This window comes from Bizionia gelidisalsuginis (assembly GCF_008086185.1).
GTDB classification, from domain to species: Bacteria; Bacteroidota; Bacteroidia; order Flavobacteriales; family Flavobacteriaceae; genus Bizionia; species Bizionia saleffrena.
Window position 1 is genome coordinate 1 of sequence record NZ_VSKN01000025.1, and the last position, 12,189, is coordinate 12,189.

9 protein-coding genes, 2 tRNA genes and 2 pseudogenes are annotated in these 12,189 nt (G+C 33.9%); 8 read left to right on the forward strand and 5 right to left on the reverse strand.

Annotation, left to right across the window (positions count from 1 at the left end):
* The 4 genes and pseudogenes from ES677_RS15515 to ES677_RS13280 all read left to right on the forward strand — a co-directional run.
* A pseudogene (locus ES677_RS15515) lies at window positions 1-190 on the forward strand (ISAon1 family transposase); the annotation flags it as partial.
* 12 nt (window positions 191-202) lie between these two features.
* Window positions 203-481, forward strand: a pseudogene (locus tag ES677_RS13270) (transposase); the annotation flags it as partial.
* Complete coding sequence (locus ES677_RS13275; protein ID WP_148381491.1) at window positions 474-749, forward strand: transposase; 276 nt, start codon at window positions 474-476, stop codon at window positions 747-749. The pseudogene ES677_RS13270 and the gene ES677_RS13275, both read left to right, overlap by 8 nt.
* A 26-nt stretch (window positions 750-775) precedes the next feature.
* The gene (locus tag ES677_RS13280; protein ID WP_148381492.1) at window positions 776-1,054 is read left to right on the forward strand and encodes a hypothetical protein; all 279 of its coding nucleotides are present in this window, start codon (window positions 776-778) and stop codon (window positions 1,052-1,054) included.
* A 130-nt stretch (window positions 1,055-1,184) separates the two neighbouring features.
* Here ES677_RS13280 and ES677_RS13285 read toward each other — a convergent pair.
* From ES677_RS13285 to mutS, 3 genes are all read right to left on the reverse strand, one after another.
* Window positions 1,185-1,268, reverse strand: a tRNA-Leu gene (locus tag ES677_RS13285).
* Window positions 1,269-1,294: 26 nt separating this feature from the next.
* A tRNA-Gly gene (locus ES677_RS13290) sits at window positions 1,295-1,366 on the reverse strand.
* Window positions 1,367-1,470: 104 nt separating this feature from the next.
* Window positions 1,471-4,077 carry a DNA mismatch repair protein MutS gene (gene mutS / locus ES677_RS13295; RefSeq protein ID WP_148381493.1) on the reverse strand — a complete coding sequence of 869 codons (2,607 nt, stop codon included), beginning with the start codon at window positions 4,075-4,077 and terminating at the stop codon, window positions 1,471-1,473.
* A gap of 149 nt (window positions 4,078-4,226) precedes the next feature.
* On the opposite strand from mutS, the gene ES677_RS13300 reads away from it, so the two are divergent.
* Window positions 4,227-4,760: an RNA methyltransferase gene (locus ES677_RS13300; protein WP_148370083.1), complete on the forward strand. Its 534-nt coding sequence runs from the start codon at window positions 4,227-4,229 to the stop codon at window positions 4,758-4,760.
* Here the strand turns inward: ES677_RS13300 and folK are convergent, their stop codons facing one another.
* Window positions 4,761-5,897 carry a 2-amino-4-hydroxy-6-hydroxymethyldihydropteridine diphosphokinase gene (gene folK, locus ES677_RS13305; RefSeq protein WP_148381494.1) on the reverse strand — a complete coding sequence of 379 codons (1,137 nt, stop codon included), beginning with the start codon at window positions 5,895-5,897 and terminating at the stop codon, window positions 4,761-4,763.
* 553 nt (window positions 5,898-6,450) lie between these two features.
* Here folK and ES677_RS13310 point away from each other — a divergent pair.
* Both ES677_RS13310 and rpsU read left to right on the forward strand, forming a co-directional pair.
* Complete coding sequence (locus ES677_RS13310; RefSeq protein WP_148381495.1) at window positions 6,451-9,168, forward strand: AsmA family protein; 2,718 nt, start codon at window positions 6,451-6,453, stop codon at window positions 9,166-9,168.
* A 100-nt stretch (window positions 9,169-9,268) separates the two neighbouring features.
* Window positions 9,269-9,463, forward strand: a complete 195-nt coding sequence (rpsU, locus tag ES677_RS13315; RefSeq protein WP_148370086.1) for a 30S ribosomal protein S21 — start codon at window positions 9,269-9,271, stop codon at window positions 9,461-9,463.
* Window positions 9,464-9,525: 62 nt separating this feature from the next.
* Here the strand turns inward: rpsU and ES677_RS13320 are convergent, their stop codons facing one another.
* Window positions 9,526-10,320 (reverse strand): DUF2797 domain-containing protein, encoded by a 795-nt coding sequence (locus ES677_RS13320; protein ID WP_148370087.1) that lies wholly within the window; start codon window positions 10,318-10,320, stop codon window positions 9,526-9,528.
* 42 nt (window positions 10,321-10,362) lie between these two features.
* On the opposite strand from ES677_RS13320, the gene ES677_RS13325 reads away from it, so the two are divergent.
* The gene (locus ES677_RS13325) at window positions 10,363-11,877 is read left to right on the forward strand and encodes a GH3 auxin-responsive promoter family protein (RefSeq protein ID WP_148370088.1); all 1,515 of its coding nucleotides are present in this window, start codon (window positions 10,363-10,365) and stop codon (window positions 11,875-11,877) included.
* Window positions 11,878-12,189: the final 312 nt, after the last annotated feature.

Genomic DNA, 12,189 nt, shown 5'->3' on the forward strand with positions numbered 1-12,189 from the left:
TATTGAAGAAGCTAGAAAAACAGAAAAAACGCATAGACCAGAACTTCTCGCTAACGGAGATACCCATAGACAGTTGCTGGCCAGGAGTCGATATCTGCTATTTAAACCAAAGACCAAATGGACTGCAAGACAAATAGAAAGACCTAAAATACCATTTGACTTATATTCAACCCTTAAAAAAACTTATTAGTTAGCTCAAGCACTAAGTTATATATATGAAAACAATACGAATAAAGATGTAGCAAGACTAAAATTGGCTCAGTGGTATAACGAAGTAGAAAACTCAAATTTTAAGTCCTTCAATACCATTGCAAGGTCTATACAAATCCATTACAAACCAATTTTGAATTATTTTAACAACAGGAGCACCAATGCTTCCGCGGAATCTTTTAATGCAAAAATCAAAGAGTTCAGGTCGATGTTTAGAGGCGTAAGAGATGTTAAGTTTTTCTTGTTTAGACTTACTAAATTATATGCCTAATTTATGTCACTCCCCAAAAATATTCCTTGATCCACTAAAATTGGCTCAGTGGTATAACGAAGTAGAAAACTCAAATTTTAAGTCCTTCAATACCATTGCAAGGTCTATACAAATCCATTACAAACCAATTTTGAATTATTTTAACAACAGGAGCACCAATGCTTCCGCGGAATCTTTTAATGCAAAAATCAAAGAGTTCAGGTCGATGTTTAGAGGCGTAAGAGATGTTAAGTTTTTCTTGTTTAGACTTACTAAATTATATGCCTAATTTATGTCACTCCCCAAAAATATTCCTTGATCCAAGATATAGCCGATTTAGAAAAAGACTACAAGAAATTGATGTCTGAAGACAATACAAATGAAGACAAGTTTAGACGCGATTTAGAAGAAGTAAACGAACAATACGATGATTTAATAGAAGAGGTTAATGAAACGCTAGAAAGATATATGAAAATTAGCCGTGACGCGACTGAAGATTATAATGATGAGATGAAAGACGGAAATGCCAAAGAAGCACAAGAAGAACTAGATAAAGGAATGAAAAAAATGGAAAAAGTTGCAGACGATAAATAATAGCAACCACTGTATTGTATAATAAGAAAGACCCTGCTTAATTTTATGGTCTTTTTATTTTTATCCAGTTTTGTTTTAATTTAAATTTTAGGTATAAAAAAAGCCTTTATCTTTTTGATAAAGGCTTTAGTACTCGGGACGGGACTTGAACCCGTACGTCCTAATGGACATTGGATTTTAAGTCCAACGTGTCTACCAATTCCACCACCCGAGCGTGGAATATTTTCAATAAAATATCAGAGCGAAAGACGGGATTTGAACCCGCGACCCCCACCTTGGCAAGGTGATGCTCTACCCCTGAGCTACTTTCGCAGTCTTTTAATGAACAAGCAATATCGCTATTGCGAGTGCAAATTTAGTACTTTTTTACGATTACCAAAGCTTTTTCAAAAGAAATTTTAAAAAACTTTTATTTTTTACTTTTTGCTAATCAGCATTCGCTTAATCTCGTTTAATTTCATCAAAGCTTCCACCGGCGTAAGTGTATCAATATCAGTTAATAATATTTGTTGTTTGATCTCTTCTAGTAGCGGATCGTCTAGATTGAAAAAACTGAGTTGCATTTCATCTTTTATTATTTTTACTTTATTTGTGAGTTCCTCACTAGAATGCGACTTCTCTAATTTCTTTAAAATGGTATTGGCTCTATGTAAAACTTGCTGTGGCATTCCTGCTAATTTTGCCACGTGAATACCAAAACTATGCTCACTACCACCTTCTACTAATTTTCTTAAAAAAAGCACATTGTCTTTTAATTCTTTTACCGAGACATTAAAATTCTTAATTCTCGCAAACGTTTCAGTCATTTCATTAAGCTCATGATAATGTGTTGCAAATAACGTCTTGGGGCGTGCAGGATGTTCGTGTAAGTACTCGCTAATGGCCCAAGCAATAGAAATACCATCGTAAGTACTCGTGCCACGACCAATTTCGTCTAGCAGCACCAAACTACGTTCACTTATATTATTTAATATGGACGCGGTCTCATTCATTTCTACCATAAAGGTCGATTCACCCATAGAAATATTATCGCTCGCCCCTACTCTAGTAAATATTTTATCGACTAAACCTATCTTAGCTTCTTCTGCAGGCACAAAGCTTCCTATTTGCGCTAGTAATACAATAAGAGCCGTTTGTCTTAATATGGCCGACTTACCCGACATATTAGGTCCGGTAATCATAATAATTTGTTGTGTTTCGCGATCTAAAAACACATCGTTAGAAATATAGGCTTCCCCTATAGGTAATTGCTTCTCTATTACAGGATGCCTTCCTTTTGTAATTTGCAAATCTTGAGTGTCGTTTATAATAGGATACGAATAGTTATTGTCTTTTGCCAATTGTGCAAAGCCGCACAAACAATCTAACTGACCAATTAAATAGGCATTTTGCTGTACGGGCTTGATATATTGACTCATCCACGCGACTAAATCAGCAAATATTTTTTGCTCGATCGCTAAAATGCGTTCCTCGGCACCTAAAATTTTAGATTCGTATTCTTTGAGTTCTTCGGTAATATAACGCTCGGCATTAACTAAAGTTTGCTTACGTATCCATTCTGGCGGCACTTTATCTTTATGTGTATTTCGTACTTCTATATAATACCCGTAAACATTATTGGCTGCAATTTTAAGGGATGTGATTCCGGTACGTTCACTTTCGCGCTTCAACATACCGTTTAAATACTCTTTTCCTGATGTTGATAAAGCACGCAGCTCATCCAATTCTGCCGAAAACCCTTCAGCAATCGAGTTTCCTTTTAAAACATTTACTGGCGCTTCTTCATTTAAAGTCTCTTTAATTTTATGACGCAACACATCGCAACCTTGCAAATTGTCTCCTATAATTTTCAAGGACTCATTCTCGCAAGCCGCTGCTAGTATTTTTATGGGTACAATCGCTTCTAAAGAGTTTTTAAGCTGAATAACCTCTCGCGGATTTACTTTTTCAGTGGCCACTTTAGAAATTAAGCGCTCAATATCTCCTATTTGTTTAATATGGTTTTGAATCTTTTGATGCTCGGTCTTATTTTTCTTTAAAAATGAAACGACTTCGTGTCGCTGTTTAATTTTAGTCACGTTTTTTAATGGCAAGGCCAACCAACGCTTTAACAAACGACCGCCCATTGGCGAAATGGTTTTATCAATAACATTTAAAAGCGTAACTGCATTATTATTGTTAGAATTATACAATTCAAGATTACGAATTGTAAAGCGGTCCATCCACACGTATTCATCTTCGGCAATACGAGAAATCGCAGCAATATGGTCTAATTTGCTATGTCGCGTTTCGCCTAAATAATGTAGAATAGACCCCGAAGCAATAATCCCAGCATTTAAATCTTCAACTCCAAATCCTTTTAATGATTTCGTATTGAAGTGCTTTAGTAAGGTTTCATTAGCGTAATCGAATTGATAAATCCAATCCTCTAAATTAAAGGTATGAAAATCTTTTCCGAAGACCTCGTTAAACTCAAGACGCTTTTGTTTGGACACTAAAATCTCACTGGGTCCAAAATTCTGAAGCAACTTATCGATATATTCTTGATTACCTTGTGCTGTTAAAAACTCTCCTGTTGAAATATCTAAAAAAGCGACACCAATAGTATGCTTACCAAAATACACCGAACATAAAAAATTATTAGTTTTAGACTGTAAAACCTCATCATTTAAGGCCACACCCGGAGTTACCAATTCGGTAACACCGCGTTTTACAATGTTTTTTGTTTGCTTTGGGTCTTCCAATTGGTCACAAATAGCGACGCGTTTGCCTGCTTTTACCAGTTTTGGTAAATACGTGTTTAAAGAATGGTGCGGAAATCCTGCTAATTCAATTTCATTGTCACTTCCAGCGCCGCGTTTGGTAAGAATAATTCCTAAAATTTCGGCCGTTTTAATGGCGTCTGCACCAAAGGTTTCGTAAAAATCACCTACACGAAATAGTAATAAGGCATCAGGGTATTTTGCTTTTATTGCATTATACTGCTGCATTAAAGGGGATACTTTTTTAGTCTTTTTTGCCAATGGATTAGTGTTTTTGAGTATGTTTGCTAATGTAACTAAATATTGATTTTTTTTGAAGTCAATTGCTAGTAAGTTATTTATAATTATTCACAAACCGAAAGACGTAAATTACTGCGAAATATAGCGCCATAATTTAGAATTAAAAATGTATGCGAAAATTAAAAAACAGTGAGTTAGACCGCCTCACGGTTACCGATTTTAAAACGGCTACTAAAACACCACTTATTATTGTTTTAGATAATATACGAAGCCTAAATAATATTGGGTCTGTATTTAGAACAAGCGATGCTTTTTTAATTGAAAAAGTCTATCTCTGCGGCATCACTGCAACGCCACCACATAAAGATATTCATAAAACAGCTTTAGGAAGCACAGACACTGTTGCTTGGGAACACGTAGAAGACACTTTAGAATTGATTGCTAAATTAAAAGCAGACAACGTTACAATTTGCAGTATTGAGCAGGCGGAGAATGCTATAATGCTAGACACATTTTCTCCAGAAGCTAATAAAAAATACGCCTTAATTTTTGGTAACGAAGTAAAAGGTGTGGCGCAAAACGTAGTTAATTCTAGCGATTATGTTATCGAAATCCCGCAATTTGGCACCAAACACTCCTTAAACATCTCTGTTAGTTGTGGCGTTGTGGTTTGGGATGTGTTTAGTAAACTAAAAGCGCTTTAGTTAATTACCATTACAAATAGCATCCAATATAAAAAGATAATCCTCTCGATTCTTTATAAAATCGCGGTGTGAAATATCGATGATTTTTACATTAAATTCGGTTTGGGTTTTTAAGAATTCTAAATAGCCAGAATTAATCTTTTCTAAATAGTCACTCTCAATATTCTGTTCGTATTTGCGTCCGCGTTTTTTAATGTTCTCTTTTAACCGTTCTGTATTTTGATATAAATACACGTACAGTTCCGGTTTCGCGATATCTTTATACATTAAATAAAATAGTTTCCGATACAACCTAAACTCTTCTTCCGGTAAGGTTATTTTCGAAAAAATAAGCGATTTATAAATATCGTAATCACTAACAATAAAGTCTTTAAACAAATCGAGTTGCGAAAGGTCGTCGGTAATTTGCTGATAGCGATCGGCCAAAAAAGACATTTCTAAAGTAAAAGCATAACGCTGAGCGTCTTTATAAAACTTAGGTAAAAACGGATTATCGGCAAAACGCTCCAAAATAAGTTTTGCATTATAATCGTTTGCTATCATTGTAGACAAGCTCGTTTTTCCGGCGCCGATATTACCTTCAATTGCGATATAATTGTAATTGGAAAACGGATGTCTTTTACTCGGGTTTTTCAACCATTTATTTATCGGTTGCAATTTACTATCGTCAGGACACTCCTCTAATAAAACCGACACTTCTTTTTGAAGACTAGGGTGCATCAACTTCGAAGCTATTGTAGCTAAAGGCTCTAACACAAAACGTCTGTTTTGTAATTCAGGATGAGGCACTTGTAGTAATTTTGTATCGATTATAGCATCTTCAATAAATAAGATATCTAAATCGATAACGCGCGATTCGTATCCTTCTTTTTTAGTTCTAGTGCGACCTTGCTTCGCTTCTATAAGTAATAATTCTTGAAGTACTATGTTTGGTTTTAAAGCCGTTTCCACTAATAAACACGCATTAAAAAACTCGTCGCCATCAAAACCTAAAGCTGGCGTTTCGAACACCTTAGATATCGATTTCACGACACCAATTCTCTTATATATAGCATCGATAGCGTTTTGCAAATGTTTTAATTTGTCGCCTTTATTACTGCCTATAGATAGGTAAACTTTTTTTTGTGGTTGAAGCATAAGTATTGGCAAAAATAGTTAAAAGTAAAACGTTTCGTTTTAATATTTCGACTCTATTTATTCACAACTTTAATTTTGAAAAATAGTGGTACGCTCTTTTTTTTAGAAAACCTTCCCGTTTCAACCTATAAATGCCTTTAAATGCTAAGACAAAGTTATAAGTAATGCGCTCTCATATTGCTGTGGCAGTAAATGACACCACTGCCACATACTGTATGTAAATATTTTCTTTTTACGATAGGTGTTGTTTCAACTTTAATTATTTACACCTTTTTTTGTTGACACGTTATCGGCACACTCTTAATTGCGCTTCCTTCACTTTTATAATTACGTCGTCTTATAGATTTATTATACAGCAGACTCTTCTCTACAGTCTTTGTTTCCTAATTACACTCCCTTTAAAAACCGCTATATTTACGTGTCTAAAGAGCGCTTCTATTTAAAAGGTAATGAAGCGTTACTCTTATTATAAATTTATCTTAAAATAACGACATCTCAGGTCTTTATAGTTCATTTTTGCGTATATTTTCAATATAACAACCATAAACTATCAATGAAAAAAATATTAAAAATAACAGGAATTACCTTACTTATTATTGTCTTACTATTAGTGGCGGCACCGTTCGTTTTTCAGTCTCAAATAAAAAACATGGCCCGTAATTTTATAAACAATAGCGTGAATGCAAAAGTAGAATTTACCGATGTAAGCTTAAGTTTCCTTAGCAGTTTTCCGCAAGCTAATGTTACGGTAGACGATTTAGTCATTACAAATTTCGCGCCTTTTGAAGGTGAAACGCTTGCCTCTATTAAAAGTTTATCTTTTGATATGTCGGTAAAAGAACTCTTTAAAAAAGCAGATGATGCCCCCATTAAGATTAATGCGATTCAATTAAACGAGACGTTGTTAACCTTGAAAACAAACACGTACGGCGATTCTAACTGGGACATTGCAAAAGTAACAGATGCTACTGTTACAAAACCAGAAGATTCTAAAAACAACTTTACTTTAGATATTGAATCTTACGGTATTAAAAATAGTGCGTTAACGTATTTAGATGAGCAGGCTAACATTAAAATGTACATTACCGAGCTTAACCACTCTGGTAAAGGTCGATTTTCTGAAACCCTTTCTGAATTAGACACACATACCGAAGCGAACGTAACCTTTAGTATGGATAGCACGGAATATTTAAGCAACAATAGAGTGAAACTAGAAGCTTTAATTGATTTGGATTTAGAGCACAGCAAGTATACTTTTAAAGAGAACAAGGCCTTAATTAACAACTTGCCAATTGAATTCCAAGGGCATATACAACTTTTAGAAAACGGTCAAGATATTGATATAACGTTCCAAAATCCTGGCTCTACTTTTAAAGATTTCTTAGCGGTAATACCAGAAACGTACTCCAAGAATATTAGTAATGTTGAAACCACTGGAAACTTTAAAATTAACGGAAAGATAAAAGGGCAAGTTACCGAAACCACAATACCAACACTAGATATTAAAATCCTCTCTAACAACGCGTCGTTTAAATATCCAGATCTTCCAAAACGTGTAGATAATATTAGTATCGATGCTTCTATTTTAAACACCACCGGAACTATAGACGATACGTATGTCGATATTAAAACACTTAATTTTAGAATTGATAAAGATGTTTTTAAAGCTTCGGCGAGTTTAAAGAACTTAACAAAGAATATGTTAGTAAACGCCCAACTAGATGGAATTTTGAATTTAGCAAACATTTCGCAAGCGTATCCTATAGCTTTAAAGAACGAACTCAAAGGAATTATTAAAGCAAATGTAAACACGAGTTTCGATATGAATGCCATTGAAACGAATGCTTACGAACGTATTAAAAATACCGGTCGCGTTGAATTAAGTGATTTTGTCTTCGCATCTGCAGATATTGTAAACCCGATCGAAATTTACAGAGCAGAAATAAATTTTAAACCAGGCACTATTACTTTAGATAATTTCAAAGCTAAAACAGGCCAGTCGGATTTGGATGCGACCGGTACCATTAATAATTTATTAGGTTTTGTGTTAAGTGATAAAAAATTAAAAGGAAACTTCAATGTAACTTCTAATCGTTTTGTGGTGAGCGATTTTATGATTGAAGGCGGTACCAATCAACCAGTCAATCAAAGCACAGAACCAGCAACTTCACTTAAAATACCTGCATTTTTAGATTGTAATATAACTGTAAATGCAAAAACCGTGATTTATGATAACATCAAATTAACCAATGTAAAGGGTGCGTTAGCACTTCAGGACGAACAGGCACTTTTGAACGAGGTGTCTTCGGATGTCTTTAAAGGGAACTTAACAATGAGTGGTTCTATCGATACAAGAAACAAAACCCCTAAATTTAATATGGATTTAGGAATGAAAAATTTCGACATCGCGGAATCATTTAACGGATTAGATATGTTGAAAAATATCGCCCCTGTTGCAAACGCTTTACAAGGTAAGCTGAATAGTGCTATTACGCTATCTGGCGATTTAGGAAATGACTTCACCCCTATTATGAGTACCATTTCTGGTGGCGCATTAGCCGAATTATTAACCACAAAAGTAGAACCTAAAAACGCCAAATTATTATCTGCTTTAAACGGTGCTCTTAGTTTTATAGATTTTGATAATTTGGATTTAAAAGATTTACAAACAAGCTTAAAGTTTGAAAACGGACAAGTACATATTTCACCTTTTAATTTAAGTTATAAAGATATTGGTATAACGGTTGACGGCTCTCACGGTTTTGATAAAACAATGAATTACAACGCAGTATTTAATGTTCCAGCTAAATATTTAGGGAGTGATGTTAATAGACTTATCGGGAAAATTAATGATAATGAAGTAAATAAGATCTCAATTCCAATTACTGCAAGTATTAATGGTACCTTTACAAATCCTAAAATAAATACCGATTTAACAAGCGGTGTTAAAAATTTAACTCAGCAGCTTATTGAAATTGAAAAACAAAAGCTTATTAGTTCTGGAAAAGATAAAATTAAAGACATTATAGGTAATGCTATAGGTGGGAACTCGGCTTCGACAAAAGACTCGACAACCACTAAAAATAACGCACCGATTAAAGAGGCTATTAAAGATATTTTAAGTGGGAATAGTGGCTCTGGACAAAACAACACAAAGGATTCTACGGAATCGACTAAAAATCCTGTAAAGGATATTCTTAACCTTTTTGGTAAGAATAGAAAGAAAAAACAAGAGAGCGAGCAAATAACGGTGAAAGACACTGTTTATTAAATATGTAATACATTAAAATAATACCTCACTAAATTATGTGAAGTAAAATGTAAAGCATATATTTGCAACCTAAATTTAAGAACACACATAATTTACGCAGATGTTAAGAATTGAAATAAAAGACGGAGAAAACATAGAACGTGCATTAAAACGTTACAAGAGAAAACACAGAAACATTAAAGTAATGCAAAACTTAAGAGAGAACCAGTTCTTTACTAAGCCTTCTGTAAAAAACAGACGTAAGATCCAGAAAGCATCTTATATCCAAGGATTAAGAGACGCAGAAAACGTATAATCGTTTTTAGTATTTATCATATATAAAAAACTTCGTATTTTTTAATACGAAGTTTTTTTCGTTTATATCACTGAAATAGTTACAACTAAGCCTTCATTGCTTCGAATGTTAAAAACGGTATCGTCTTCAAAAATAAGATACTGCCCTTTTATACCCATTAGAACGCCTTGATACCGCTGTTGTTTTTCTATGTTTAAACTTTTAGGTTTCACAGGATAACGCAATACTGGAAATTGTATTTCTGTCTCGGTATTGGTTTCAATATAAAAATTTAAGACTTCTACGGGTATAAACGGCTTCAGTTTTTCGCGCCAGCTTATTAGGTTTTCATCTTCAATATCATTCTTCAACATCTTTCGCCAATTGGTTTTATCGGCAACGTGTTCTTTTAGAGCGACCTCTGTAATTCCGGCTAAATACCTGTTGGGAACCTCAACAATTTCTATGGCTTCGTGTGCTCCTTGATCTATCCATCGCGTTGGTACTTGCCCTTTTCGCGTAACCCCTACTTTTACATTACTAGAATTTGCTAGGTATACAATATGTGGTTTTAGTTGTACTTTTTTTTCATACTCCAAATCACGATCTTCTTGCCCTAAATGTGCCGTACTTAATTCAGGTCTCATAATCCAATCTGCCGCTTGAGGAATATCGAAAAAACAACTTTTACAAAACCCCTGTCTGTAAATAGGTTTATCTAAACTACAATTTAAACATTGATGCTTAACAAACTCAATTTGAATGGTTTTGTTAAGTAATTGATTAAAATTGATAAAATCATTTTCGAAAATTAAATAATACTGAACTGGCTTTGCATATTCAGTTTTCATTTTTGTGAGAACACCTTGGTAGGTCATAAAAAAAAGTCTTATTTTTAGAACTTAAAGATACTTAAAAATATGCCAATACCTTTAGTAAATTCAATTGCTTCCTGGTTTTTAAAGAAACGATTTCATCAAATAGATCTCTTTTTAAAATACCCAAACGAAGTACAAAACGAGTTACTTTTTAGTTTACTTTATACTGCAAAAGACACACAAATTGGTAGGAAATATGGTTTTGAATCCATAAAAAGTTACAGAGAGTTTTGCGAGCGCGTTCCTATTTCAACCTACGAAGAATACCACGCCAATATTGAGCGCTCTAGACAAGGTGAACATAATATCTTTTGGCCAAGCCCAATAAAATGGTTTGCAAAATCTAGCGGTACAACTAATGCAAAAAGCAAGTTTATTCCTGTAAGTTCGGAGTCTTTGGAAGAGTGCCATTATGCAGCAAGTAAAGATTTGCTGTGTCTGTATTTAAATAATAATGAAGACTCACAATTATTTAATGGCAAGAGTTTACGACTTGGAGGGAGTAAAGAATTGTACAAAGAAAACGGCACTGTATTTGGTGATTTAAGCGCTATTTTAATTGATAATATGCCGTTTTGGGCAGAATACAGCAGTACACCAAGTAGTAAAGTGTCTTTATTAAGTGAATGGGAAACCAAAATGGCTGCCATTGTTAACGAAACAACTAACGAAAATGTAACGAGTTTAGCGGGTGTTCCTTCATGGATGTTAGTTCTACTTAACAACGTTTTAGATCATAGCAATAAGGACTCTGTTTTTGATATTTGGCCCAACTTAGAAGTTTACTTTCATGGGGGCGTAAGCTTTAATCCGTATGTAGAACAATACAAAAGTATTTTACCCCGAAGTGACTTTAGATATTATGAAATTTATAATGCTTCGGAAGGCTTTTTTGCCATTCAAGACCGTAACAACTCTAGCGAATTATTATTAATGTTGGATTACGGTATCTTCTACGAGTTTATTTCGATGGATGTTTATGGCACTCTAAACGAAAAAACAATTCCGTTAAGCTTAGTGGAACAAGGAAAGAACTACGCGGTAATTATTACTACAAATGCCGGCTTATGGCGCTATAATATAGGAGATACCGTAAGATTTACTTCGGTAGATCCCTACAGAATAAAAGTCACCGGAAGGACTAAACACCACATAAATGTTTTTGGAGAAGAATTAATTATAGAAAATGCCGAAGAAGCACTAAAACGCGTGTGTAAAAAAACATTTGCTGAAATAATAGATTATACGGCGGCTCCTATTTTTATGGAGGGCAAAGAAAAAGGAGCTCACGAATGGCTTATCGAGTTTAAAACGCCTCCAAAAGATATTGATTATTTTAATGAATTGTTCGATAATGCCTTAAAAGCTTTAAACTCGGATTACGAAGCGAAGCGTTATAATAATATGACCTTAAAAAAGCCTAAAATTAATATTGCAAGGTCGCATTTATTTTATGATTGGCTTAAGAAAAATGATAGACTTGGCGGCCAACATAAAATACCACGATTATCGAATTCGAGAAATTTTATGGAAGATTTATTAGCACTGAACCATTAAGTTACCTGTCCACAAAAAAACTTAACTTATAATATTTTGATTATCAAGTATTTATTTATATTTTTAGGAAATAATAAATAATTTTAAACTTTCATTTGAATTCTGAGTTAGTTTTTATTCTAAGAAATGAAACCAGTAAAACCACTTATACTTTATTATAGGTGGTTTTTTTCTGTTTATTTTAGACAGATATTTAGTTGTTCTCCATTATAAATTTAAGTCTCTATCTATTATTTAAAGGGGGCACCATATTTATGTTTTTTAAATGTAAAATTATGAACCAACGCGATGTAAGCTTTAGTATATCTGGAG